This is a genomic window from Devosia oryzisoli, assembly GCF_014837245.1.
In the GTDB taxonomy this organism is placed as follows: domain Bacteria; phylum Pseudomonadota; class Alphaproteobacteria; order Rhizobiales; family Devosiaceae; genus Devosia; species Devosia oryzisoli.
Genome location: NZ_JACYFU010000005.1, coordinates 76,752 through 101,919 on the forward strand (window position 1 = coordinate 76,752; position 25,168 = coordinate 101,919).

Genomic DNA, 25,168 nt, shown 5'->3' on the forward strand with positions numbered 1-25,168 from the left:
CACCTCGCCATCAGAGCTGGCGCTCGCGACGATCAGGCGTCGTCGCCGCCACCATGGTCGCGCACCGGCAGGGGCGTTGCCGGCGGCGCCGCCTCGTGCGGCCGGCCGAAATCGGGCGCGGCCGTTTCCTGGCCTGCCGAAATGATCGAGCGGCGGATGGCGCGCGTGCGGGTAAACAGCGCCTCGAGCGCGGGGCCGTCCCCCGTGCGCACGGCGCGCTGCAGGACGGACAGATCCTCGTTGAAGCGCCCCAGCATTTCGAGCACGGCGTCGCGATTGGTGAGGAACACGTCGCGCCACATCACTGGGTCGGAGGCGGCGATGCGGGTAAAATCGCGAAAGCCCGAGGCGGAGAACTTGATCACTTCCGATTTCGTGTCGGCCTCGAGATCGGCCACGGTGCCCACGATGTTGTAGGCGATGAGGTGCGGGATGTGGCTGGTGATGGCGAGGACCATGTCGTGGTGCGCCGCATCCATGCACTCGACCATCGAACCCATGGCCTGCCAGAAGGCGACGAGGCGCGCGGTGGCGGCCGCAGGCACATCGGCGCCCGGCGTCAGGACGCACCATCGGCCGGCAAAGAGCTCGGCAAACCCCGCGGAGGGACCGGAATGCTCGGTGCCGGCGATGGGGTGGCCGGGGATGAAATGGACGCCCTCGGGCACATGCGGGCCAACCACCTTGACCACATGCTCCTTGACCGAGCCGACATCGGAGACGATCGCGCCGGGCTCGAGGAACGGACCGATGGCTTCGGCCAGGGCGCCATAGGCCCCTACCGGGGCGCAGAGGATGACAAGGTCGGCGCCGCGCACGGCTTCGGCCGCGTCGAGCGTATAGATGTCGCCCAGGTCGAGCGCCCGCGCTTCTGCGAGCGTTTCGGCGCGCCGGGTGGCAATGGCGATGGTTTCGACCAGGTTCTGCCGGCGGGCGGCCAGCGCGATGGAAGAGCCGATCAGGCCGATGCCGACCAGCGCGAGTTTGCGGAAGGTGACGCTCATTGCCCTGCCATCATTGAATTGAGCACATCGGCGACGCCGCGCATGGCCGCTTCCGAGCCGATGGATATGCGAAGACCATTGCCGATGCCGTAGGAGCCGGCGACTTCGCGCACCACATAGCCAGCGGCCAGAAGCGTCTCGAAGGCGCGCGCCGCCGTGGCCTCGTCCTCGAACAGCACCAGGATGAAATTGGCCTGGCTGGGGATGACGCGCAGGCGGTTTGACTGCAGCGCGCCCGTCAGCCAGTCGCGCCACTGCGCGTTGTGCGCCTTGAGGCGGGCGGTGAACGCGGTGTCGCGCGCGGCGGCGGCACCGGCCATCTGCGCGGGCAGGTTGACGTTGAAGGGTCCGCGAATGCGGTTGATGGCATCGACGATGGCGGGCGGTCCGACCATCCAGCCGATCCGGGCGGCGGCGAGGCCCATCTTGGAAAAGGTGCGCACCATGACGACGTTTTCGGAGGCGCGCACCAGATCAAGGCCGATGCGGTAGTCGGGCGCCGTGACGTATTCGGCATAGGCGTTGTCGATGACGAGGAGGATGTCGGGCCGCAGCCCGGCATGCAGTCGTCGCACTTCCGCTTCGGGCAGATAGGTGCCCGTCGGGTTGTTGGGGTTGGCCAGCCAGACGATCTTGGTGCGCGGGGTAACGGCAGCGAGCAGGGCATCGACATCGGCCGTGTAGTCGCGCTCCTCGGTCATTACGATTTTTGCGCCGGTGGCCAGCGTGATGATGGGATAGACCGAAAAGCCGTAGCGGTTCATCACCGCCTCGTCGCCTTCGCCCAAATACACCTGCCCGATAAGGTGCAGCAGATCGTCCGAGCCGTTGCCGCAGACGATCAGCGCCGGATCGATGCCGTGCACCTCGCCCAGGGCCTCGCGCAGGAGGCGCGAGGAGCCTTCGGGATAGATGTCGAGCCGTTGCGCGGCAGCGGCAAAGGCTTCGACGGCGGCGGGACTGGCGCCGAGCGGGGATTCGTTGGCCGAGAGCTTGATGGCAGGGCGCCCGGGGCCGCCGGACTTGCCGGGCACGTAGGGCGCAATATCAAGAATGCCGGGCTGTGGCGTCGGGCGGGAGGAAAGGGGCATCGGGTTTCGCTAGGCTGGGGCACAACACGCCGCGCGGACCATATGCAAAGCGCGCCGCAAAGGCAAAGGCTCTTGCCGCCTCAGCCCGAGCGCGCCGTAGCGGCCGAAAGCCCCGGCACCCGCACATAGCGGGCCTCCCGCTTGCGGCGCGGCACGGCCGGAAAGGCTTCCTTGCGGGCGCGCACGCAGATGACCCCGCTCATGGCCGGCCCCAACAGGCGGCCGAAGCGCTCGAAGAACCGCGTTGACTTCAGCACCAGCGAGGACTGCATGGGCGGCAGGAAAAGGCCATCGCGCCAGGCCTCGGGAACGAAGCTGTGGTCGCGCAGGAGCTTTTCGAGCTGGCCGCCGGAATAGGGATTGCCCTGCCCAAACGGCGTGTTGTCCCGCTGCGCCCAGATACCGCGCCGCCGCGGCACGACCAGGATCAGGTGCCCGTTGGGCGCCGTGATGCGCCACAGCTCGCGCATCAGTTCCTCGGCATCGGCCACGTGCTCGAGCGCATGGATGGCGATGGTCATGTCCACCGCCGCATCGGTCAGCGGCATTTCGAGCGGGTCGCACAGCACCGTGCAACTGGGGCCCTCGCGCGGCCAGGCCGAGGCCCCCTGCCGCGCCGGCATGAAGGCGAGCACCCGTTCCGCCTTCCCCAGGGCAAACCGCAGATAGGGCGTGGCAAAGCCGAGCCCCAGGACCCGCTTGCCGCGCACGTCACCGGCCAGGGCAATGACCTGCTCGCGCACCAGCGCGCGGGAAATGCGCCCCAGTGGCGATTTGTAATACGCGATCAGGCGGGTGACATCGCTGCTCATGGGGCAAGTGTAACGCCTTGGTCCTGCGCGCAAAAGCGCTTTCGCGCGGGCGTCTTTGCGCCCGGGACGGTTGCGTTTCGGGCTGGCGATGCCTAGCTTCCGCAGGAACACGAAGGAGTAGGCCATGGCCCTGATCGTCGACGTCTTTCCCGCCCGCAGCGACAATTACGGCTATCTCGCCCACGACGAGGCGACCGGCAAGACCGCCGCCATCGATGCGCCGGAGACCGGCCCGATCCGGGCGGCGCTTGAGGCGCGGGGCTGGACGCTGAGCGACATCCTCATCACCCATCACCACCAGGACCATGTCGAGGCCATAGCAGACCTCAAGCAGGCCTATGGCGCACGGGTCGTCGGACCCGCCGCCGAAGCGGACAAGATTTCCGGCCTCGATGAACTGGTGGGCGATGGCGACACGGTCACGCTGGGCGAAACCAGTTTCCAGGTGATCGCGACGCCCGGGCACACGCTGGGCCACATCGTCTATTTCGATCCGCACGGACGGCACCTGTTCTCGGCCGATGCCCTGTTCTCGCTGGGCGTGGGGCGGATGTTCGAGGGCACACCGGGCCCGATGTGGGAAGGGATCAAGCGCCTGCGCGCCCTGCCCGACGACACGCTGGTCTATTGCGGCCATGAATACACCCAAGCCAATGCCCGCTTTGCGCTCAGCATCGACCCTGACAACAGGGCGCTGCAGCAGCGCGCCGACGTGGTCAATTCGCTGCGCAGCGGCGGCCGGCCCACGATCCCGTTCGAGCTGGGCGAGGACAAGCGCGCCAACCCGTTCCTGCGCGCCGACGCGCCGGAGCTGGCTCGTTATTACGGGCTCGAAGGCGCCGATCCGGCCGAAGTTTTCGCCGCCATCCGCAAGGGCAAGGACAACTTCTGAGAGCTTAGCAAGGCGGAACTGCAGACAAGGCGGGTCTTCGGACCCGCCTTTTTCGTGGATCGATCACATTCGGGGATCGCAACGGGTTAACACCGCGTTAACATCTGGCACGCCGATTGCCCCTAAAGGGGTATGGAGCCAGAAGATGCGTCCCATTTCAGGACATATCGGCTCGAAACGGTACAGTGAGAGCCGCAATGCCCGAGACTGATACACAAGCGAGACTGCCGGTGCCCTTAGCGGCGCCCGCGCCGCGCCCATCGCTGGCGCGCAGCCATGCCGATGCGGCCTTTGTCGGCCACCTCCTGGCCGCGCGGGACCGCCTGCCGCCACAACGGGCCCGACGCAACGCCTCGGTGGAAGCGGCCATCGGCTCCTACACGCAAGGCGCCAGGATCGCCGTGCGGCGCATGCCGCAGGGCTACCGCAAAAACCTCACCGCCTGAGCGGTCAGGTCATCGAGACGTCACGGCTGGCGCTGGTGATGGAGACGGTAAAGCCGGCGACGACGTCGATCAGGCTCATCACCATCAGAAGGAAGAACACCGAGCTGGCGGCGGCCCCAACCAGCAAAAACTCGACCAGGAACAGCACGAACAGCACCATCGAGAGCATGTGCTCGATGATGGAGTTGCGCGCCGTCTGGGTGGATTTCAGCACCTCGAAGAACAGCATGATGATGCCGATGACGAGGAGAAAATCGCCCGCGCTGATGGCCCAGGACATGCCCGAAGGCATGGGGATGGCCAACAGGCCCGCGGACCAGTTGACCGGATCGCCGCGGAAGAACAGGAACACCACGAGGTTGTAGGCGAGGAAGGGAAACACCAGGAGGGGCGGGATGAAGCGTCCCCGGCGGCGCGGCGCAGCCCGGTCTGGCAGGATCACTGTTTCGCTCATGCTCGGCTGGTCTCCCTGTGGCGACGCCCACCATGCCAGACCGGCCCGGCGTGCGAAAGGCGCCAAGAAAAATCTTGCGAGCGTGTCGGTATGGCGGGGCGGCATTCGTCGCCCCTGTGGACGCGACCGTTCAGTCGCGCAACACTAGGGCCGTTTTCTCGAGGAGAGCACCATGCAAAACGCCAAGAACACCGTCTGCATCTGGTACGACAATGACGCCGAGGGCGCCGCGAGGTTCTATGCGGAAACCTTCCCCGACACCGTCGTCACCGGCGTTCACCGCGCTCCTGGCGATTATCCGTCGGGCAAGGAAGGCAACGTGCTCACCGTGGAATTCACCGTAATGGGCATCCCCTGCATCGGGCTCAATGGCGGCCCGGCCTTCAAGCATACCGAGGCTTTTTCCATGCAGGTTGCGACGGACGACCAGGCCGAGACCGACCGCTACTGGAACGCCATCGTCGGCAATGGCGGCGAGGAAAGCATGTGCGGCTGGTGCAGGGACAAATGGGGCATTTCCTGGCAAATCACGCCGCGCGCCCTTTCCGAAGCGATGCAGGAGGGGGGCGACAAGGCCAAGCGGGCCTTCGAGGCCATGATGAGCATGAAGAAGATCGACGTGGCCAAGATCGAGGCGGCGGTGAGGGGGTAGGGCCTCAGGCTGCAGCGGCTGGTGAATGGGCGGGATGGCCTGTACCTCCCCCGTGACGGGGGGAGGACGGGAGGGGTGCGACAGCCCCCGGTTCGAGCGTGTGAAGCACCCCACCCCTGCCCTCCCCGTCAAGGGGAGGGTGCGCATCGCGGCCGTGGCGGGTTCTTTCTCCTCTTGCGGGGAGGGAGGCGCAGGAGCCGATGGGCGGTGCGAGCTGCTTCATGCCCTCCCTGCCAAGGGGGAGTGGGCATCCACCCCAACACACCCAAACTTAACCGTCATTGCCGGGCTTGTCCCGGCAATCCATCCTGGACAGGCATGGACCACCGGGACAGGCCCGGTGGTGACGATGCTGGCATCAAAGGCGCCTGGACCCAGGCTTCACTTCTTCAGTGAAAGCGGGCCGACCATCTGCTCGGGCTTGACCTCGGCGTCGAATTCTTCGCCGGTGAGGAGCCCCAGATTGATGGCTTCCTCGCGCAGCGTGGTGCCGTTCTTGTGGGCAGTCTTGGCGATCTTGGCGGCGTTGTCGTAGCCGATGCGGCGGTTGAGCGCCGTCACCAGCATCAGCGACTGGTCCACCAACTGCGTGATGCGCTTGCGGTCGGGCTGGATGCCGACGGCGCAATTGTCGTTAAAACTCTTGGCGGCGTCGGCGAGGAGCCGCACGGACTGCAGGAAATTGTAGGCGATGACGGGCTTGAAGACGTTGAGCTCGAAATTGCCTTGGCTCGCGGCAAAGCCGATGGCGGCGTCATTGCCCATCACCTGCGCCACCACCATGGTCATGGCTTCGGACTGGGTCGGATTGACCTTGCCCGGCATGATCGAGCTGCCCGGCTCGTTTTCGGGAATGGTGATTTCCCCCAGGCCCGAACGGGGGCCCGAGGCGAGCCAGCGCACGTCGTTGGCGATCTTCATGAAGGCCACCGCGAGCTGCTTGAGTGCCCCGGAGGCACCGACAAAGGCGTCGTGCCCGGCCAGCAGCGCGAACTTGTTGGGGCCGGTGACGAAGTCATGGCCGGTCAGCTGCGCGATTTCTTTTGCGACGGCGACCGCATAGTCGGGGTGGGCGTTGAGCCCGGTGCCGACGGCCGTGCCGCCCAGCGCCAGCTCCTTGAGCTGGGGCATGGTGGCCTTGATGGCGGCGAGCGCATAATCGATCTGCGCCACCCAGCCCGAAATTTCCTGTCCCAGCGTCAGGGGCGTCGCATCCTGCAGGTGCGTGCGGCCGATCTTGACGACGTCCATGTATTCGTCGGCCTTGGACTTGAGCGTGTCGCGCAGCAATTCGACGCGGCCATAGAGGTAGTTTTCTACCGCCTCGACCGCCGCGATGTGCATGGCGGTGGGGTAGGTGTCGTTGGACGACTGGCTCATATTGACGTGGTCGTTGGGGTGGACGGGCTTTTTCGAGCCCATCTCGCCGCCGGCCATCTCGATGGCGCGGTTGGAGATCACCTCGTTAACGTTCATGTTCGACTGCGTGCCCGAGCCGGTCTGCCAAACGACAAGCGGGAAATGATCGCCCAGCTTGCCCGCGATGACTTCGTCCGCCGCCGCGACGATCAGGTCGCGCGTCTTTTCGTCCATGAGGCCAAGCTTGGTGTTGGCCAGCGCCGCCGCTTTTTTCAGGATGCCGAAGGCCTTGATGATCTCGCGCGGCATCTTTTCGCCGCCGATGTCGAAATTGGCCAGGCTCCGGGCCGTCTGCGCGCCGTAATATTTGTCGGCCGGCACGTTGATGGTGCCCATGGTGTCCGATTCTACGCGCATGCTCATGCCCGGTCTCCGTCAGGTCTGGTCGCTTCTGGTGGCGAGGGGAAAAACAAACGGCCGATCCCGTGGGGGACCGGCCGCTATAGATCAGATCGAGCGCATACGCGCCGCCAGCCTTTCGGCTTACTTCTTGGCTTCGAGGATCTGCCGGCCGCGATACATGCCGGTCTTGAGGTCGACGTGGTGCGGGCGACGCAGCTCGCCCGAATCCTTGTCCTCGACATAGGTGGGGTTTGCGATCGCGTCAGCCGAGCGGCGGAAGCCGCGCTTCATCGGCGAGGTCTTTCGTTTTGGCACAGCCATGGTGCGGTCCTTTCGAATTCAATATCGTTGCGCCGCCGGAAGCGGCCCAGAGACGCGTCTCTGTTGGGATTGGCGGCCTCTATAGAGCAAGCCAGGGGGCTTGGCTAGAGGATTTGTTGCGCGCGCGGGGCGCTAAAGCGCAAGCCGGCCCCCCGCGCCGACGCAGGCCGCGCGCTGCCCGTATTGCTGGGCGCGGTCCGCCACGATCCGCGCCACGCGGCTGAGCCCGGGACTCGGCTGCGCGGGGCGGCGCACCAGCGGGTTGGGCAGGGTGACGGCGAGCAGGCTCGCCGTGCGCCAGTCGAGGTTCTGCGGCGCGATGCCGAAAGCCCGCTCCGCGCCCGCGGCGATGCCGAACTGCCCCTCCGGCCCCCATTCGGCGATGTTGAGATAGATCTCCATGATGCGTTTCTTGGGCAGGACAAGGTCGATATAGACCGCCAGCGGCACTTCGAGCGCCTTGCGGACCACGCTCTGCCCGTTCCAGAGAAAGAGATTGCGCGCCACCTGCATGGTGATGGTCGAGGCGCCGCGCGTTTCGCGCCCGGCGAAATAATTGGCCACCTCCTCGCGCAGCGCTGCCATGTCGACGCCCCAGTGCCGGCAGAACTGCCCATCTTCCGAGAGGATAACCGAGGCCTTGAGGCGGTCCGAAATCTGGTCGATCGGACGCCACTTCCGCACCACCGGCCGTCCGGTGAGGGAGCGTTCGAGCATGGGGACGGAAACCGGATCGACCACCAGATAGACCGGGGTCAGGACGAGCGGAATGGCCACCAGCACCGCCAGTATGACAAGGATCATCCGGAGGAACCGCCACAAGGGACGCACACGTTTTCGAGCCATGCGCTCCCATAGCCTTTCCCCTGCCCGCGGCCAAGCATGGCCCTTGCCGCTCCCCGGGCAACCGGCTAGCAACGAGCCCATGTATGATTTCGCTGCCGACAGCGCCGATTGCGCCCGGGCCGTGGAGGCCCGGCTCTCCGACCTCCTGACCGAGCCTGCGCTATCCGGACCCGGGCCAGCCGCCGGACGGCTGGTCGCCGCCATGCGCCACGGGAGCCTCGAGGGCGGCAAGCGCCTGCGCCCGCTCCTGGTGCGGCAGGCCGCGGCCATCTTTTCGGTGCCGCCCGCGGCGGCCCTGCAGGCCGGTCTCGCCGTCGAGATGGTGCATTGCTATTCGCTCGTGCATGACGATTTGCCGGCCATGGACGATGACGATCTCCGGCGCGGCCGGCCCACCGTGCACAAGGCCTTTGACGAGGCGACAGCCATCCTGGCCGGAGACGGTCTGCTGACGCACGCCTTCGCGCTTCTTGCCCACCCGGCAACCCACCCCGACCCGGCCGTGCGCATTGCCCTGGTGGCGGAACTGGCCGCAGGCAGCGGCGCGGGCGGCATGGCCGGCGGCCAGATGCGCGACATCGAGGGGGAAACAGGCGGCTTTTCCGAGGACGATATCGCCAGTATGCAGGCCATGAAGACCGGCGCGCTGATCCGCGCGGCGGTGCGCATGGGGGCGTTGCTGGGCGGCGCCGAGCCTCGGCCGCTTTCGGCCCTGACCGCCTATGCCGAGGCCGCGGGGCGCGCCTACCAGCTGGCCGACGACATTCTGGACGTCACCGCGACGTCGGACGCCATGGGCAAGGCAACGGGCAAGGATGCGGGCATGGGCAAGCAGACCTTCGTGGCCCGTGTCGGGGTCGAGGCGGCGCGCCAGGCCCTGACGGCGGTGGTCACCGAAGCCGTCGGATATCTGCGCACCTTCGGCCCCAGAGCCGATGGCCTGCGGGCCACCGCCCGCTATTTTGCCTCCCGAGAGAATTGACCACCATGGCCATCCTGATCAGCGTCAATGTCGGCCAGCCACGGCCAATCCCTAAAAAAACGACCCAGACGGGCATCTACAAGGAGCCGGTCGAGGGCGATGTCGACATCACGCGGCAGGGCCTGGCGGGCGACGCGATCGTCAACCGCAAACACCACGGCGGCGTCGACCAGGCGGTCTATGTCTACTTTCGCGACGACTACGCCTTCTGGGAAACCGAACTCGGCCGGGAGCTGGCGCCCGGCACTTTTGGGGAGAACCTCACTATCGGAGGCGTCGAGGGGCGCCACGTTGCGGTGGGTGATTGCTTCAAGATCGACGAGGTGGTGCTGGAGGTAACCTCGCACCGCACGCCCTGCGCCACCTTTGCGGCCAAGATGGGCGATCCCGGCTGGGTCAGGCGCTTCCACAAGGCGGGCCGCCCCGGCGCCTATTGCCGCGTCCTCGAACCGGGCAATTTTCACGCCGGAGAGCCGGTCATTCTCAAGCCGTTCACCGGCGATCGGGTGACCATGGCCGAACTCATGGCGCTCGACGGGCGCCGCGACATCCCCCCACAAACCCTGCGCCGGATTCTGGCCAGCCCTATCCACTACAAGATGCGGGCCGACTACGAAAACCGCCTCGCCACCCTGCTCTAGGACTGCTGATGAGCCTGCAATCCGTTCGTGACGATCTGGCCGCACGCGCCCCCGACCTGGTCGTGCTGGTCACCGACGCCTCCACCGCCACCGTGCCCCTCGCCGCTGTCGTCCATGGCGTCGAACCCGGGCAGATCGCCAAGACGCTCTGCATTCGCGTGCGCGACGAGGACCTCCTGCTCGTCACGCGCGGCGACGCCCGGCTCGACAACGCCAAATCCAAGGCCGCCTTTGGCGGGCGTCCGCGCATGCTGGGCCCCGAGGACGTGCTGCGGCTGACCAGCCACCCGGTGGGCGGCGTCTGCCCCTTCGGACTGCCCGCGCCGCTGCCGATCTTCCTCGACCGCTCGTTGCGCATCTACGATCTCGTCATTCCGGCTGGCGGCGATACGCACGCCTCGGTCAGGATGTCGGTGGACAGGCTGGCCGAACTCTGCGGCAATCGCTGGGTCGAGGCGTGCCAACTGCCCGAGTGACCCCGGCCGAGTTCATCGGCACCCGGCTGGTGCTGGCGCCGCTGCCGTTCTGCCCATCGATCTTGCTCCATCAGCCGACGCCCCGGAGCGGGCTGACCGCCTGGCTCATCACGCAGGGCCTCGGCGATGATCCGCCCTACTGGGCCTATGCGTGGGCCGGTGGCGCGGCGCTGGTACTGCACATTTTGGCCCACCCCGAAGCCGTGCGCGGGCGAACCGTGCTCGATTTCGGGGCCGGCTCGGGCCTGGTCGGCATCGCTGCCGCAAGGGCTGGTGCGACAGTAACCGCGTTCGAGCCGGACCGGATCGGGCAGGTGGCCCTCAGGCTCAATGCGGAAGCCAATGATGTCACCATCGGGTTGACCGATGATCCCCTGGCCAGGGCCGACATCGTGCTGGCGGGCGACGTGTTCTACGACGCCAAGGTGGCCGAGCGGACCTTGCCGACGCTTCGCCGGCACGCAGCTGGGGGCGCCACTGTGCTCATCGGTGACCCGTTTCGCCGTGACCTGCCGGTGGAACAGCTCGATGTGTTGGCTGAGTATCAGGTGCCCGATTTTGGCAGCGAGGTCTTGGTGCGGGCCGGGGTGTTCGGTCTCGGCCCCCTTTGAGGTGAGGGAGGCGATGGAGCCTCCCCCCTAATCGTGCGACGCGCACTGCCGCAACCACTCCGCCTCGACGGGGGGGGGATGGGTGGGGTGCGAGGGCCTGGGCGCGGAACCACCCCACCCCGACCCTCCCCGTTCAGGGGAGGGAGAGCATCCAGCTCCGGGCACCATTTGCGCCTGTGCAGCGCCTCCATCGCTTGCCGCCTGCTGCGCCCTGCCCTATATCGGCTCCTGGAGGACGACCTCCCCCGTTTTGGGCAGCGTTCGGGACGGCCCGGCTTGATGGAGCGCATCATGCGTACCCCTGCCGACCGCATTCGCCACGCCCTCTCTTTCGAGATCATCGGCATTTTGCTGGCAACGCCCCTGGGCGCGCTCGTCTTTCACCTGCCGGCCGGCAATTCGGCGGTGATCGTGGTGGGCAGCGCCACCGTGGCGATGGCGTGGAACTACATCTACAATCTGGGCTTCGACCACCTGATGCGGGCCACGCGCGGCACCACCGCCAAGACATTGCCGATCCGGATCGTCCATGCCATCGCGTTCGAGCTCGGCCTGCTCGTCATGCTGATGCCGGCCATCGCCTGGTATCTCGACATTTCCCTCTGGGACGCGCTGGTGATGGATATCGCCTTCGCGCTTTTCTACATGGGCTATGCGCTGGTCTTTAACTGGATTTATGACCGCGTGTTCCCGCTGCCGGAGTGGCAGACTGCCAGGAGCTGATCCTTGGGAGTCCAAGCGCAGTGTCATTCCCGCGACAGCGGGAACCCCTGTTGAACGGAGGTCCCCGCTTTCGCGGGGATGACCCGGTGGGCGGAGGCAGTCGATCCCGACAGCCCGAGACGAGTCTCTCCCTAGATCTGTCCCATCCATTTGAGCGCACCGAGCACGATGATCAGCATGGCCAGCCAGAACAGGCGGCGCTGGTTGCGCTCGTTCATTCGGCTGCGTTCTGGCGGCCGGTGCCGAACTTCTTTTCGATATAGTCGGCGACCATCACCTTGAACTGGTCGGCGACGTCGGCGCCGCGCAGGGTGGCGACCTTCTGGCCATCGACGAACACCGGGGCGGCGGGGGTTTCGCCGGTGCCGGGCAGGGAAATGCCGATATTGGCGTGCTTGCTCTCGCCTGGTCCGTTGACGATGCAGCCCATGACCGCCACCGACAGCGTTTCAACACCCGGATAGCGCTCGCGCCACTCGGGCATCGAGACGTTGAGATGATCCTGGATGTCCTTGGCCAGCGTCTGGAAGGTGGTGGAGGTGGTGCGCCCGCACCCGGGACACGCCGCAACGACCGGCAGGAACTGCCTGAAGCCCATAGTCTGGAGCAATTCCTGCGCCACCTTGACCTCGAGCGTCCGGTCGCCGCCCGGCTCGGGGGTGAGCGAGATGCGGATGGTATCGCCGATCCCCTGCTGCAAGAGGATGCCGAGGGCGGCCGAGGAGGCGACGATACCCTTCGAGCCCATGCCGGCCTCGGTGAGGCCAAGATGGAGGGCATAGTCGCAACGGGCGGCAAGGTCCTGGTAGACGGCAATCAGGTGCTGCACGTCGCTGACCTTGGTCGAAAGCAGGATCTGGTTGCGCCGCATGCCCAGTTCCTCGGCGCGGGCGGCCGAGAGCAGCGCCGACTGGATGATCGCCTCGCGCTGCACGGCGGCGGCGGACATCGGATGGGGCGAGACGGCGTTCTCGTCCATCAGGCGCGTCAGCAGCTCTTCATCGAGCGAGCCCCAATTGACCCCGATGCGCACCGGCTTGTCGTAGCGGTTGGCGATGTCGATGAGGGTGGAAAACTGCGTGTCGCGCTTGGCCTTGAAACCGACATTGCCCGGATTGATGCGGTATTTCGCCAGGGCTTCCGCACAGGCGGGGTGGTCGGTGAGGAGCTTGTGGCCGATATAGTGGAAATCGCCCACCAGCGGCACGTCGTAGCCCATGGAGGCCAGGCGATCGCGGATGATCGGCACGGCGGCCGCACTCTCGTCGCGATCGACGGTGATGCGCACGATCTCCGAGCCGGCGCGAGCCAGTTGCATCACCTGGCGCACGGTGGCGTCGATATCGGCCGTGTCGGTGTTGGTCATCGACTGCACGACGACGGGCGCCCCGCCGCCGACCATGACGCCGCCGACATTGACACCCACCGATTGCCTGCGTGGCGCTGGACCGGCCATTTTCATCCTCGTGTGTGAACGCTTCCGAGATAGGCGTTCCCTTTAGCCCTGGCAACCGGTCAAATCCGTGACGGCCGCGCTTCTGACGGCAAGCAAAAGTGAACCGGTCCTTCTTGAACCCGGACGGCCCGTGACCATTTATCAAGCATGATCAAAATGCTCCTCCCCCGTCTCGTTCTCTTCCGCAAGGAAGTCATCCAGCTCTGGAAGGCGTTTTGGGCGCCCCAGACCCCGCTCCACCTGAAGGCGGCGACATTGTTTGTTGCCTTCTACCTGGTCAACCCGTTTGACGTGCTGCCCGATTTCATCCCGTTCCTGGGCTGGGTCGACGACATCGTGCTTGTGCCGCTTATGGTGAGCTGGATCGTCTCGCGCCTGCCGGTTCCGGCCAAGGCCCATGCCGGCAAGACCGGACGCACGGTGGACGGCACGGCGCGCCGTCTCTGACCACTGCCGGGGTCCGACAGGACCCGCGCCACGTCTGATCGAAAACCGAGGCCCGGATCGCTCCGGGCCTTTGTCTATTCGAGCCGCATCAGCAGGTCCTTGGCGTCGATCTGGTCGCCCGGTCTGATGAGGAGCTCGGCCACCACGCCATCGGTTTCGGCGTGGATGGCGGTTTCCATCTTCATCGCCTCGATCGAGCAGACCACGTCGCCGGCGGTGACCTTCTGGCCCTGCTTGACCGCGAGGGTGGAGATGACGCCCGGCATGGGTGCGCCGATCTGCCTGGCATCGCCCGGCGCCGCCTTGGCGCGCACGACGACTTCGCCCGCCTTGAGGCGATCGGGGACGGTGATGGTGCGGGGCTGGCCGTTGAGGTCGAAGAACACCCGCACCTCGCCCTTTTCGTTGGTCGGCGCCCGGCCCTGGTAGGTCACGACCAGCGTCTTGCCTTTTTCGATATCGACCAGCACTTCCTCGCCCTCGCTGAGGCCGTAGAAATAGACCGGCGTGGGCAACACTTCGGTCGGGCCGTAGCGGTCCTGCGTCTTTTCGAAGTCCGAATAGACTTTCGGGTACATGAGGTAGGAGGCGAGGCGATAATCGTCCACCACATGGCCCACCTCATCGGCAATGGCCTTGCGCTCGGCCTCGAGATCGATGGGCTTGAGGTAGGAGCCGGGGCGCTCGGTCAGCGGCGTACGGCCCTTGAGCACCTTCTTCTGCAGCTTTTCCGGAAAACCACCGGGCGGCTGCCCGAGATCGCCGGCGAAGAAGCCGACGACGCTGTCGGGGAAGGCGATGTCCTTGTCCGGATTTTCGACATCGGCGCGGGTGAGGCCCGCCGACACCATGGCGAGCGCCATGTCGCCGACCACCTTGGAGCTGGGCGTGACCTTGACGATATCGCCGAACATCTGGTTGACGTCGGCATAGGTCTGGGCGACCTCATGCCAGCGGGTCTCAAGGCCGAGCGAGCGCGCCTGCTCCTTGAGATTGGTGAACTGCCCGCCGGGCATTTCGTGCAGATAAACCTCCGAGGCGCCGCCCTTGAGATCGCTCTCGAAGGCCCGGTACTGCGTGCGCACGGCTTCCCAATAGAACGAGATCTGCCGGATGGCCTTGGGGTCGAGGTCGGGATCGCGGTCGGTATCGGCCAGCGCCGCCACCAGCGACCCCAGCGTCGGCTGCGAGGTGGTGCCGCTCAGGGCATCCATGGCCGCGTCGATGGCATCGACGCCCGCTTCGACCGCCGCCAGCACCGTGGCGGCCGCCGCGCCAGAGGTGTCGTGGGTGTGAAGGTGGATGGGCAGGCCGATTTCCTGCTTGAGGGTCGTAACAAGCTTTTTCGCCGCAGCCGGCTTGAGGAGCCCCGCCATGTCCTTGATGCCGAGAACGTGGGCGCCGGCCGCTTCCAGTTCCCTCGCCAGAGCCACGTAATATTTGAGGTCATACTTGGACCGGTCGGGGTCCAGCATGTCGCCGGTGTAGCAGACGACGGCCTCGCAGACCTTGTTGGCTTCCACCACCGCATCCATCGAGACACGCATGTTCTCGACCCAGTTGAGGCAGTCGAAGACGCGGAAGATGTCGACGCCGCCGGCGGCGGCCTGCTTGACGAAGAATTGGACGACGTTGTCGGGATAGTTGGTGTAGCCGACCCCGTTGGAGCCGCGCAGCAGCATCTGCGTCAGGATGTTGGGCGCGCCCTCGCGCACCTTGGCGAGGCGCTCCCAGGGGTCTTCGTTGAGAAAGCGCATGGAGACGTCGAAGGTCGCCCCGCCCCAGCATTCGAGGCTGAAGAGGTTAGGCAGGCCCCGGCTATAGGCCTGGGCGATGCGCGTGATGTCGAACGAGCGCATGCGGGTGGCCAGAAGCGACTGATGCGCGTCGCGCATCGTCGTGTCGGTAAAGAGCACGCGCTTTTGCTCTTTCATCCAGCGCGCAAGGCCCTGAGGGCCATCGCGATCGAGCACCTGGCGGCTGCCGTCGACGACCGGGAGAGGCGGGAACTGCGGCACGATGGGCGCGGCGGCATCCTCGGGCGGGCGCGGCCGGTCGCGCACTTCCGGGTGCCCGTTCACCGTCACATCGGCGATGTAGGAGAGGAGCTTGGTCGCCCGGTCCTTGCGCGGCTTGAAGTTGAAGAGTTCGGGCGTCGTGTCGATGAAGCGCGTGGTGTAGCGATTGCCTACGAAATCGGGGTGGGTGATAATGTTCTCGAGGAACGCCAGGTTGGTCGAGACGCCGCGGATGCGGAACTCGCGCAGGGCGCGGTGCATGCGGGCGATGGCTTCCTCGGCACTCGGGGCCCAGCAGGTCACCTTCTCGAGGAGCGGGTCGTAGTAGCGCGTGATGACCGCGCCGGCATAGGCGGTGCCACCATCGAGACGCACCCCGAACCCGGTGGCGCCACGATAGGCGGTGATGCGGCCGTAATCGGGGATGAAGTTCTGTTCGGGGTCTTCCGTCGTCACGCGGCACTGGATGGCATTGCCATTGAGCCGGATGTCTTCCTGCCTCGGCACGCCCGACTCCGGGGTGCCGATGACGGCGCCATCGAGCACGTGAATTTGCGCCTTGACGATGTCGATGCCGGTCACCTCCTCCGTGACCGTGTGCTCGACCTGGATGCGCGGATTGACCTCGATGAAGTAGAATTGCTCGGTGTCGGCGTCCATCAAGAACTCGACGGTGCCGGCGCCGCGATAATTGGCGGCCTTGCCCAGCTTCACCGCGGCATCGGTCAGCGCCTTGCGGCCTTCGGCCGAGAGGTAGGGCGCGGGGGCGCGCTCGACCACCTTCTGGTTGCGCCGCTGCACCGAGCAGTCGCGCTCGAACAGGTGCACGAGGTTGCCGTGGTCGTCGCCCAGGAGCTGCACCTCGACGTGCCGGGCCCGCTCGACCAGCTTTTCAAGATACATCTCGTCCTTGCCGAACGCGGCCTTGGCTTCGCGCTTGCCTTCGGACACTTCGTTGACAAGATGGGCTTCATCCATGATGCGGCGCATGCCGCGCCCGCCGCCGCCCCAACTGGCCTTGAGCATCAGCGGATAGCCGATTTCGGCGGCCATGGATTTGACCGCCTCCATGTCGTCCGGCAGCGGCTCGGTGGCTGGCACCACAGGCACGCCGGCCTTGATGGCCATGTTGCGGGCGGCGACCTTATTGCCGAGATCGCGCATGGTCTGCGCGCGCGGGCCGATGAAGGTGATGCCGGCGTCCTCGCAGGCATCGGCAAATTCGGGGCTCTCCGAAAGGAGGCCGTAGCCGGGATGGATCGCATCGGCGCCCGAAATGCGGGCGATGCGGATATATTCGTCGATCTGAAGATAGGCTTCGACCGGGCCCTTGCCCTTGCCGATGAGATAAGCCTCGTCGGCCTTGAAGCGGTGGAGGGCCAGCTTGTCCTCCTCGGCATAGACCGCCACGGTCTTGAGGCCGAGCTCATTGGCGGCGCGAAACACGCGGATGGCGATTTCGCTGCGGTTGGCGACGAGGATCTTCTTGATGGGCATGGGAAACCGTTCCGAGCAGGAGGGACTGTGGACGCCTAGGGCATCCGGCTCAGCATGTGCGCAACGGAACGGACGGTTGTCCGCCAACCGTCGCCTTGGGTCAATCAGCCCTGGCCGAGATATCCGGCCAGGTGGCTCATGTCGTATCCGGCCTCCGCCGCCTCGGCGATGATCTCCCCGGCGGGGCGGTCCCCAGCCTGGCTCAGCGCCCAGAGCGTGGTCGAGCGCGTGCCCGACCGGCAGAAACAGAATACCGGGCCTTCGCTCCCCTCGAGCGCGGCCTTGGTCTGGGCGACGAGGTCGGGGCTGACCCCCTCCCGGCCCAGCGGGATGGCGTGATAGGCAAGTCCGGCTGCCTTGGCGGCAGCTTCGATTTCTGCGCTGGCCGGTTGATCGGGAGATTCCCCGTCCGGCCGATTGTTGACGATGGTGGTGAAACCCAGCGACTTGAGCGTCGCGATATCCTGGGGCTGGATCTGCCCTGACACGCTGACGTGGTCGTTGATCCGCTTCACATCCAAGGCAAGTTCTCCCCCGCCGGCCATCGGCATCGCGGTGCCGTTATAGCCATGCGTGTGCGCGCTAGGCAACACTTGGCGGGGGTATCCTGTCATGGAACTGTCGGCCTAGGCGGAAAGTCGTACCGGCTGAACCGTTGGCGAGGCGCCTCGCGGGTCGTTGTGCGGGATCGGATCGGCAGCGGCCGAAAGCCCCATTCCTTGCCGCAGCGCACCAATAGCGGCAGAGACAAATCGGCCCAGAACGCAGATGATCCGGACTTCTCCGCAGGCACCCTCAATCTATCGTCCAAGCTGCAAAATCAGATTGGGGCCGATTTGCGGTTGAAATGAGGGAACCGATGTCATAGTCTGAAACTTAACATCAATCATAGCGAACCGTGATGGTGGAACGATTTTCGTTCCGGCCGCGCACGGGTTTTGTCATTCACGATGCTCCGCGCGATATCTGTGCGCGAAATACTCTATAGTGCATCGTCTTGTTTATGAGGACACATGCCAGCCAAGTTAAGGGTGAAAGACGTCTACAAAATATTCGGCGATGCGCCGGACAAGGCGCTCGACCTGCTCGCCAAGGGCGAGACCAAGGAAGCCATCTTCGAATCCACCGGCCAGACCATCGGCGTGCAGGATGCGAATTTCGAAGTCGAAGAAGGCCAGATCTTCGTCGTCATGGGCCTGTCCGGATCGGGGAAATCGACCCTCGTCCGCATGCTGAACGGGCTGATCCGCCCCTCCAGCGGGCAGATCCTGATCGACAACGATGATGTGGCCTCCTGCTCGGCGGACAAGCTGCGCGACATCCGGCGCAGCAAGATTGCCATGGTGTTCCAGCACTTTGCGCTGTTTCCGCACCGCACCATTCTCGAGAACGCGGCCTACGGCCTCAAGATCAAGGGCGTGGGCGCCACCGAGCGCCGCAAGCGCGCCATGGAAGCGCTGGAGCAGGTCGGCCTCGGCGCCTGGGCCGAAAGTCTGCCCTCGGAGCTTTCGGGCGGCATGCAGCAGCGCGTCGGCCTCGCCCGGGGCCTCGCCACCGAGCCGCAGATCCTGCTCATGGATGAGCCGTTCGGGGCGCTCGACCCGCTGATCCGCAAGGGCATGCAGGAAGAACTGCTGGCGCTGCAGAAGTCACTGAAGAAAACCATCATCTTCATCACGCACGACCTCAACGAGGCACTGATGCTGGGCGACCGCATCGCCATCATGAAGGACGGGCGCTTCGTGCAGGTCGGCACGGCGCAGGAGATCGTCTCCACTCCCGCCGACGACTATGTCGCCGCCTTCGTGGCCGACATCGACCGTGGTCGCGTCTTTACCGCCGAGAGCGTTGCGACCGAGCCCTCCGTGGTCGACCTCGACGCCGATACGGCCGGCGATGCCGTCAAGGCGATGGAAGACCAGAACCTCAATGCCCTCTACGTCATGGACGGGCAGGAGATCGCCGGCGTCGTCACCTACCAGCAGGCGGCAGCGGCGGATCGCGAGAGTGGCGCCGACGATGTGCCGCTCAAGGATGTCCTCATCACCGACTATCCGAGCGCCGATGCCGACACCCAGCTGGCCGATCTCTACGAACGCGCCAGCACCGGCCTGCCCATCGCCGTGACCGATACCGACAACCGGCTGATCGGCGTGGTGGAGCCCGAGAAAGTCTTTGCCCAGCTGTCGAGCGAAACGCCGACCGAGGCGCCGCAGCCCGAACCGGACACCGTTTCAGAGCCGGACCGCCAGCCTGCGCTCTAGCGCTTCACGCGGGATCTTGACCCCGCACAACCAACGATTTCCGGCCGCGCCCGACTGGCTGCCGCCGAAACCCGAAAACAGAAAGGCAGACGCGCCTTGAGCCCTTCCGACCTTCTCATCATTCCGTTCGACGATTGGGTGAACACGCTGGTTCGCGACTGGCTGGTGCCCAATTTCCGCCCCTTCTTCCGCGCCCTGCAGGTCCCCATCACCCTGGTGCTGAACGGCCTCGACGATTTTCTGGCCTTTGTGCCCATGCTCGTGGTCACCGCGGTGCTGGCGCTGCTGGCCTGGAAATATGCCGGCCGCGGCATGGCGATCTTTACCGTCATCGGCCTGTTCTTCATCGACATGATCGGCCTCTGGCCCGAGACCATGACGACGCTCTCGATGATCATCACCTCGGTGATCTTCTGCGCCGTGATCGGCATTCCCGTGGGCATTCTCGCCGCGCGCAGCGACCTGATGTGGAAGATCGTGCGGCCGATCCTCGACATCATGCAGACCATCCCGAGCTTCGTTTATCTCGTGCCGATCGTCATGCTGTTCGGGGTCGGCATGGCTCCGGGCATCATCGCCACCATCATCTTCGCCCTGCCCCCGATCATCCGCCTGACCAATCTGGGCATCCGCAATGTGCGCGAGGATTTGATCGAAGCTGCCGAATCCTTCGGCTCCACCGGCTGGCAGATGCTGGTCGAAGTGCAGTTCCCGCTGGCGCTGCGCACCATCATGGCGGGGCTCAACCAGACGCTGATGCTGGCTCTCTCCATGGTCGTCATCGCGGCCCTGATCGGCGCCGGTGGCCTTGGTCTTGTGGTCAATACGGGCCTCGGACGCCTCGACGTGGGCGGCGCCACCGCCGGTGGCGTGGGCATCGTCATCCTCGCCATCATCCTCGATCGCATCACACAGGGCCTGGGTACCCAGAACCAGGTCCAGACCGTCTCGCTGCGCGAGACGCTTGTTTCCCTGTTCCGGCCGCGCGGAAAAATCGCGACGACCGAACCCGGAAAGGCGGGCTGACTGACCCCGTCATGAAAGGGGCGGACGAGTTGCCCGCCCTTCGCCATCCGTCCCAGGCGGATCCTGAAAACAAGAAAAACAGGAGACAAAGACACCCATGTTCCGTCTCAAGACACTGACCTCGCTCGCCGCGGTTCTCGCCACCACCGCCATCGTCACGCCCGCCATCGCCCAGGACCAGCCAGGCGAAGGCAAGACCATCAAGATGGCCCAGGCCACCTGGGACACCGGCTGGTTCCACGCGGAAATCTACCGCCAGCTCTTCCAGGAGCTCGGCTATGATGTCCCCACCATCACCACGCTCGACAACCCGCCGTTCTACCAGGCCGTGTCGCAGGGCGACATGGACCTCTGGGTCAATGGCTGGTTCCCGCTGCACAACACTTATAAGCCCACCTTCGAAGGCTCCGCCGAGATCGTCGGCGCCGTGGCCAAGGGCGGCGCGCTGGAAGGGTATCTGGTCGACAAGGCCGCCGTCGAGGAATTCGACATCAAGACGCTGGAAGACTTCAAGCGTCCCGAGGTCAAGGAAGCCTTCGACCGCAATGGCGACGGCAAGGCCGACCTCGTTGCCTGCCCGCCGGGCTGGGGCTGCGAGATCAACATCGAGCATCACATGGATGCGTATGACCTGCGCGACGATGTGAACGCCATCAAGGCCGGCTACGCCGCCTCCATGGCCGATGCGGTAGCCGCCTATCAGAACGGCGAGCACATCCTCTTCTACACCTGGACCCCGAACTGGACCGTGAACGAGCTCGTGCCCGGCAAGGACGTGATGTGGATCGAGGTGCCCGAGGTCGACCTGCCCGACATGAGCCTGGCCGATGCCGCGACCCTCGATGGTGTCGAAGGGTGCGTCGACGACCCCTGCACGCTCGGCTTCCCGGCCAACGACATCGTGCCAGTCGCCAATTCGGCATTCCTCGCCGACAACCCGGCCGTCGGTGCGCTGCTCAAGGACGTCGAGATCCCGCTCGGTGACATCTTTGCGCAGAATGCGGCCATGAATGAAGGCGACGACGACATCGAAGCCCAGGCGGCTAAGTGGATCGAGGACAACCGTGCCGACGTCGACAGCTGGCTCGAGGACGCTCGCCAGGCCGCTTCCTAAGCGGTCCGCAACGACAAACGCGAAAGCCGGGCTAGCGCCCGGCTTTTTTCATGGCGCAACCGGGCCGGTCCACGCGCGCCAGATGTCTTCGTGTTCGACGACGAAGCGCTCGGCCACGCTTTGGCTCGTCGCCCCCGTTTCGTTGAGCTCGGCGAGCAATTCGTCCATCGTCTCGAGATCGAGGCTGGCGCGCTGGAAATATCCGGCCACGGCCGGGATGTCCGTGAACAGCCGGTCCACCACCGCCGTCACCACGATTTCCGGGGCGAAGGCGGAGGGCTTGGGATCGGGGCAGGTGAGGCTCGCGAGGCACTTGAACGCCGCCTCGTCATAGGCGCCCATGTCGAGCGCGGTGAAGTCAAGCTGCGCCAGCACTGCATTGGGCTGCCAATAGTAGAACACCACCGGCTGCTTGCGGCTGACCGCCTCCCCGATCAGGGCATCCATCTCGAACCGGTTGGCCGGCTCCACGATCTCAAAGCGCTCGGTCAGGCCATAGGCCGCTATCAGGTTGCGGTTGATCACGGCGCAGGCCCAGTCGGCCGGGCAGGAGATGAACCGCACCTTCCCCTCGGGCTGGGCCGCGGCGATGAAATCTGCCAGCGACGCCGCCGCGGGGACGGGCCCACCGGCCACCCCCATGAAACTGGGCACGTACCAGCCCTCGAAGGTCGACTGCTTGTAGGTGGGCGCGGCGCTGCGCACCATCTGCCCCTCGATGGCGCCGTTCCACACATCGGCGATGCGGGTCACCCACATTTCGGGCGCGACCGCCGGCTGGCCGGTCGACCCCATCGACGAGGCCGTCGCGGCGAGATCGCCGGGAATGACCGAGACGGTGCAGCCGAAGGCCTTTTCGAGCACCTTGGCATGGATATCGGCCAGAAGCGCCGCCGAAGACCAGCTCATGCGGGCAATGGTGATCGGCGCGGTGCCGCATGGCGGAGGGGGCGCATCACTGCCTTGCGCTGCGGTGGCGTCTTGCGCCTCGTCGAGCACAGTTACCTGGGCCAGTGCCGGCTGGGCCAGAAGAGCAAGGGCAAAGCCGAGGGCGGACAGGCGGACGAAGGGCATGGGGAACCTCTTTTCGGGGGCCCCCCAGTCTATCCCCGACATGCCCCCGTTAAGCAACTGCGAGGACGAGGCGAAACGGCGCGCAAACCCCGGTGACTTTTGCCCCCGGACTGTGCAACAGTTGCCCTCGGTGAGGCGCTGTCGCGCCTCCTTATCTCGTTGCGCCGCCGCAAGAAGGAGGTCGAAAAGACCACCCGGAGCGCAACCCGAAACAGAGGGACGTTCATGTTTGCATTCAAGAAGACCCTGACCCTGGCCGTTGCTGCGACCACCCTGGCCGCCGCTGCCCCGGCCCTGGCTCAGGACAGTGGCGCCACCATCGGCTTTCTCGGAGGCTTCACCGGCCCCATCGAGTCGCTGACGCCGCCAATCTTTGCCGGCGCCGAACTGGTGGCCAAGGAAGTCAACGAACAGGGCGGCATCCTGGACGGCGAGCTCAAGATCGAAAGCGCGGACGGTGCCTGCGACGCCACTGCCGCCGCTGCTGCCGCCGACCGCCTGATCAACACCAACAGCGTGGTGGCGGTCGTGGGCGGCCTGTGCACCGGCGAAACCATCGGCGGCTTCAACGGCTCGGGCCTGTCGGGCAATGTCGTCTTCGTTTCGCCCGCGTCCTCGGCTCCGGCCCTGACCACGCTGGAAGACAACGACCTCGTCTACCGCACCACCCCGTCCGACGCGCTGCAGGGCGAGAAGATGGCCGCGATGCTCCTGGCCAAGGACGTCAAGGACATCGCCATCACCTACGTCAACAACGACTACGGCAAGGGCTTTGCGGACTCCCTGTCAGCGGCCTTCACCGCTGGTGGCGGCACCGTGGCGGCCAACCTCGCCCATGAAGACGGCAAGGCCGACTACCGCGCCGAGCTGGGCAATCTCGTGGCCTCGCAAAACCTGGTGATCCTCGCCTACGCCAATGCCTCGGGCAACACCATCCTGCGCCAGGCCGTGGAGTCGGGCAATTTCACCACCTATGTGGGCGGCGACGGCATGGTGGGCGATGCCCTGCTCAACGGCATCGACGCTTCGGCCGTGGAAGGCATGATCGCGACCCGCGCCGGCGCTCCGACGGGCGACGCCACCCAAACCTACCAGAAGCTGGCGACCGACGCCGGCATCGAAGCCAACGCCACCTATGCGCCGCAGGCCTATGACGCGGCGTTCCTCCTGGCGCTGGCCATCGAGAAGAACGGCTCGACCGACCGCGAAGGCCTCTCGGCCGCCTTGCGCGACGTCGCCTCGGCTCCGGGCGAGAAGATCATGCCCGGCGAGTGGGAGAAGGCCAAGGAACTGATCGCGGCCGGCACCGACATCGACTACGAGGGCGCCGGTGGCTCCATGGACTTCGACGAGGCCGGCGACGTGGACGGCATCATCGTCGAGCTGGCTGTTGAAGGCGGCAAGTTCGTCGAGAAGGGCCTGATCGACTAACTCGGCTTTGTCCGGCGCAGAGCGCCGGCAAGAGCCTCCGGTGGAGGCTTTTGAGAAGTCGAGGCCCGGAGCGCTACGCGCGCACGGCACGAACACTGAGACCAGAGGCCCGGGAGCGATCCCGGGCCTCTTGCATTGAGCAACTGCAACAGGATTTCGCCGCGCCCATCCTGAACGGGGTGCAAGCAGGAGACCATTCGCCAATGCACGTCCTCGGCGCCGCCGACGTCCCCGACCTGTGCGGCCGCGCGGCCCTCGTCACCGGCGCCACGAGCGGCATCGGCCTTGAAACCGCTCGGGTGCTCGCTAGGGCAGGCGCCCATGTCCTCCTGACCGGGCGCAATGCCGAGAAAGGGGCCGCCGCTATGCGCGACATCGCCGCCTCCGATACTCGCGGCACCATCGAATACGAGGCCTTCGACATGGCCGATCTTGCTGCCATCGCGGCGGGAGCGGCGCGGATCACCGCCACCCACGAACGGATCGACATCCTCGTCAACAATGCCGGCGTCATGATGCCGCCAAAGCGCAAGACCACGGCGGACGGTTTCGAATTGCAGTTCGGCACCAACCATCTGGGCCATTTCGCCCTCACCGCCCGGCTACTGCCTCTGCTGCAGCGCGGCAGGGCACGCGTGGTCAACGTGTCGTCTAATGCCGCCCGTCCCGGCGCGATGAATTTTGACGACCTGCAAGGGGAGAAGGACTACGCCCCCTGGCGCGCCTATAGCCAGTCCAAGCTCGCCAACTTGCTGTTTTCGCGCAAGCTGCAGCAACTGAGCGACGCCTCCGGCTGGGACCTGACCGTGGTTGCCGCCCATCCGGGCCTGTCTGCGACGGGTCTAGTCTAGTCGGGCATGGGCGCAGGCCTGGTACCGCGGATCGCCAACACTTTCAATCGCCTCGTGGCGCAGAGCGCTGCCGATGGTGCGTTGCCCAGCATCGCAGCGGCCACGGAGCCCGGGCTGGCCCCGCTCTCGTTCGTTGGCCCTGATGGCCTGGCCGAGTGGCGCGGCAAGCCGAAGCTGGTCAAGCTTCCGCCCAAGGCGAAAGACCAGGAGGCTGCTGACCGTCTCTGGGCGATCTCGGAAAACCTGACCGCGCTGCGCTACCCGCAGACTGCGTAGGG

26 protein-coding genes are annotated in these 25,168 nt (G+C 65.8%); 15 read left to right on the forward strand and 11 right to left on the reverse strand.

Annotated features, from left to right (window positions below; genetic code table 11):
* Nucleotides 1-32 precede the first annotated feature (32 nt).
* The 3 genes from IC608_RS16550 to IC608_RS16560 all read right to left on the reverse strand — a co-directional run bounded on the left by IC608_RS16550 (nt 33) and on the right by IC608_RS16560 (nt 2,907).
* Nucleotides 33-1,004, reverse strand: coding sequence for a prephenate/arogenate dehydrogenase family protein (locus IC608_RS16550; protein WP_191777834.1), 972 nt, complete (start codon nt 1,002-1,004; stop codon nt 33-35).
* Complete coding sequence (locus tag IC608_RS16555) at nt 1,001-2,095, reverse strand: pyridoxal phosphate-dependent aminotransferase (protein ID WP_191777835.1); 1,095 nt, start codon at nt 2,093-2,095, stop codon at nt 1,001-1,003. Before IC608_RS16555 ends, IC608_RS16550 begins: the two co-directional genes overlap by 4 nt.
* A gap of 80 nt (nt 2,096-2,175) precedes the next feature.
* Nucleotides 2,176-2,907, reverse strand: a complete 732-nt coding sequence (locus IC608_RS16560; RefSeq protein WP_191777836.1) for a class I SAM-dependent methyltransferase — start codon at nt 2,905-2,907, stop codon at nt 2,176-2,178.
* Nucleotides 2,908-3,031: 124 nt separating this feature from the next.
* Between IC608_RS16560 and gloB the strand changes: the two genes are divergently transcribed.
* Entirely contained in the window at nt 3,032-3,799 is a 768-nt protein-coding gene (gene gloB, locus IC608_RS16565; RefSeq protein WP_191777838.1) for a hydroxyacylglutathione hydrolase, read from the forward strand.
* A 197-nt stretch (nt 3,800-3,996) separates the two neighbouring features.
* Nucleotides 3,997-4,245, forward strand: a complete 249-nt coding sequence (locus IC608_RS16570) for a hypothetical protein (protein WP_191777840.1) — start codon at nt 3,997-3,999, stop codon at nt 4,243-4,245.
* A gap of 4 nt (nt 4,246-4,249) precedes the next feature.
* Here the strand turns inward: IC608_RS16570 and IC608_RS16575 are convergent, their stop codons facing one another.
* Nucleotides 4,250-4,699: a hypothetical protein gene (locus IC608_RS16575; protein WP_248306459.1), complete on the reverse strand. Its 450-nt coding sequence runs from the start codon at nt 4,697-4,699 to the stop codon at nt 4,250-4,252.
* Nucleotides 4,700-4,871: 172 nt separating this feature from the next.
* On the opposite strand from IC608_RS16575, the gene IC608_RS16580 reads away from it, so the two are divergent.
* On the forward strand, nt 4,872-5,351 hold the full coding sequence (locus IC608_RS16580; protein WP_191777842.1) for a VOC family protein: 480 nt from the start codon (nt 4,872-4,874) through the stop codon (nt 5,349-5,351).
* A 381-nt stretch (nt 5,352-5,732) separates the two neighbouring features.
* Here the strand turns inward: IC608_RS16580 and fumC are convergent, their stop codons facing one another.
* From fumC to IC608_RS16595, 3 genes are all read right to left on the reverse strand, one after another.
* Complete coding sequence (fumC, locus tag IC608_RS16585; RefSeq protein ID WP_191777844.1) at nt 5,733-7,133, reverse strand: class II fumarate hydratase; 1,401 nt, start codon at nt 7,131-7,133, stop codon at nt 5,733-5,735.
* Between the two features lie 120 nt (nt 7,134-7,253).
* Nucleotides 7,254-7,433 (reverse strand): 50S ribosomal protein L32, encoded by a 180-nt coding sequence (gene rpmF / locus IC608_RS16590; RefSeq protein WP_191777845.1) that lies wholly within the window; start codon nt 7,431-7,433, stop codon nt 7,254-7,256.
* Between the two features lie 132 nt (nt 7,434-7,565).
* Entirely contained in the window at nt 7,566-8,237 is a 672-nt protein-coding gene (locus tag IC608_RS16595; protein WP_248306460.1) for a transglycosylase domain-containing protein, read from the reverse strand.
* A 121-nt stretch (nt 8,238-8,358) separates the two neighbouring features.
* On the opposite strand from IC608_RS16595, the gene IC608_RS16600 reads away from it, so the two are divergent.
* The 5 genes from IC608_RS16600 (at nt 8,359) to IC608_RS16620 (ending at nt 11,712) form a co-directional block, all read left to right on the forward strand.
* Nucleotides 8,359-9,261, forward strand: a complete 903-nt coding sequence (locus IC608_RS16600; protein WP_191777847.1) for a polyprenyl synthetase family protein — start codon at nt 8,359-8,361, stop codon at nt 9,259-9,261.
* 5 nt (nt 9,262-9,266) lie between these two features.
* Complete coding sequence (locus tag IC608_RS16605; protein WP_191777848.1) at nt 9,267-9,902, forward strand: MOSC domain-containing protein; 636 nt, start codon at nt 9,267-9,269, stop codon at nt 9,900-9,902.
* A gap of 8 nt (nt 9,903-9,910) precedes the next feature.
* Complete coding sequence (locus IC608_RS16610; protein WP_191777849.1) at nt 9,911-10,378, forward strand: YbaK/EbsC family protein; 468 nt, start codon at nt 9,911-9,913, stop codon at nt 10,376-10,378.
* Nucleotides 10,360-10,989 (forward strand): class I SAM-dependent methyltransferase, encoded by a 630-nt coding sequence (locus IC608_RS16615; RefSeq protein WP_345890918.1) that lies wholly within the window; start codon nt 10,360-10,362, stop codon nt 10,987-10,989. Before IC608_RS16610 ends, IC608_RS16615 begins: the two co-directional genes overlap by 19 nt.
* Before the next feature lie 291 nt (nt 10,990-11,280).
* Nucleotides 11,281-11,712 carry a PACE efflux transporter gene (locus IC608_RS16620; protein WP_191777850.1) on the forward strand — a complete coding sequence of 144 codons (432 nt, stop codon included), beginning with the start codon at nt 11,281-11,283 and terminating at the stop codon, nt 11,710-11,712.
* Nucleotides 11,713-11,926: 214 nt separating this feature from the next.
* On the opposite strand, the gene ispG is transcribed toward IC608_RS16620, so the two are convergent.
* Complete coding sequence (gene ispG / locus IC608_RS16625) at nt 11,927-13,168, reverse strand: flavodoxin-dependent (E)-4-hydroxy-3-methylbut-2-enyl-diphosphate synthase (protein WP_191777851.1); 1,242 nt, start codon at nt 13,166-13,168, stop codon at nt 11,927-11,929.
* 156 nt (nt 13,169-13,324) lie between these two features.
* Here ispG and IC608_RS16630 point away from each other — a divergent pair, with 156 nt between their 5' ends.
* On the forward strand, nt 13,325-13,615 hold the full coding sequence (locus IC608_RS16630; RefSeq protein WP_191777853.1) for a YkvA family protein: 291 nt from the start codon (nt 13,325-13,327) through the stop codon (nt 13,613-13,615).
* A gap of 74 nt (nt 13,616-13,689) precedes the next feature.
* On the opposite strand, the gene pyc is transcribed toward IC608_RS16630, so the two are convergent.
* Together pyc and IC608_RS16640 are read right to left on the reverse strand one after the other, a co-directional pair.
* Nucleotides 13,690-17,130: a pyruvate carboxylase gene (gene pyc / locus IC608_RS16635; protein ID WP_191777854.1), complete on the reverse strand. Its 3,441-nt coding sequence runs from the start codon at nt 17,128-17,130 to the stop codon at nt 13,690-13,692.
* A 104-nt stretch (nt 17,131-17,234) separates the two neighbouring features.
* A complete protein-coding gene (locus IC608_RS16640; RefSeq protein ID WP_248306461.1) occupies nt 17,235-17,744 on the reverse strand; it encodes a protein tyrosine phosphatase family protein in 510 nt (169 codons plus the stop codon).
* 399 nt (nt 17,745-18,143) lie between these two features.
* Between IC608_RS16640 and IC608_RS16645 the strand changes: the two genes are divergently transcribed.
* The 3 genes from IC608_RS16645 (at nt 18,144) to proX (ending at nt 21,534) form a co-directional block, all read left to right on the forward strand.
* Nucleotides 18,144-19,394 (forward strand): quaternary amine ABC transporter ATP-binding protein, encoded by a 1,251-nt coding sequence (locus tag IC608_RS16645; RefSeq protein ID WP_191777856.1) that lies wholly within the window; start codon nt 18,144-18,146, stop codon nt 19,392-19,394.
* A 96-nt stretch (nt 19,395-19,490) separates the two neighbouring features.
* The gene (locus IC608_RS16650; protein WP_191777858.1) at nt 19,491-20,420 is read left to right on the forward strand and encodes an ABC transporter permease; all 930 of its coding nucleotides are present in this window, start codon (nt 19,491-19,493) and stop codon (nt 20,418-20,420) included.
* Nucleotides 20,421-20,517: 97 nt separating this feature from the next.
* Complete coding sequence (proX, locus tag IC608_RS16655) at nt 20,518-21,534, forward strand: glycine betaine/L-proline ABC transporter substrate-binding protein ProX (protein WP_191777860.1); 1,017 nt, start codon at nt 20,518-20,520, stop codon at nt 21,532-21,534.
* Nucleotides 21,535-21,582: 48 nt separating this feature from the next.
* On the opposite strand, the gene IC608_RS16660 is transcribed toward proX, so the two are convergent.
* Entirely contained in the window at nt 21,583-22,608 is a 1,026-nt protein-coding gene (locus IC608_RS16660; RefSeq protein ID WP_191777862.1) for a glycine betaine ABC transporter substrate-binding protein, read from the reverse strand.
* Nucleotides 22,609-22,833: 225 nt separating this feature from the next.
* On the opposite strand from IC608_RS16660, the gene IC608_RS16665 reads away from it, so the two are divergent.
* The 3 genes from IC608_RS16665 to IC608_RS18530 all read left to right on the forward strand — a co-directional run bounded on the left by IC608_RS16665 (nt 22,834) and on the right by IC608_RS18530 (nt 25,166).
* The gene (locus tag IC608_RS16665; protein WP_191777864.1) at nt 22,834-24,039 is read left to right on the forward strand and encodes an ABC transporter substrate-binding protein; all 1,206 of its coding nucleotides are present in this window, start codon (nt 22,834-22,836) and stop codon (nt 24,037-24,039) included.
* A gap of 203 nt (nt 24,040-24,242) precedes the next feature.
* A complete protein-coding gene (locus IC608_RS16670) occupies nt 24,243-24,890 on the forward strand; it encodes an SDR family NAD(P)-dependent oxidoreductase (RefSeq protein ID WP_248306462.1) in 648 nt (215 codons plus the stop codon).
* Nucleotides 24,891-24,896: 6 nt separating this feature from the next.
* A complete protein-coding gene (locus tag IC608_RS18530) occupies nt 24,897-25,166 on the forward strand; it encodes an SDR family NAD(P)-dependent oxidoreductase (protein ID WP_248306463.1) in 270 nt (89 codons plus the stop codon).
* The last annotated feature ends 2 nt before the right edge of the window (nt 25,167-25,168 follow it).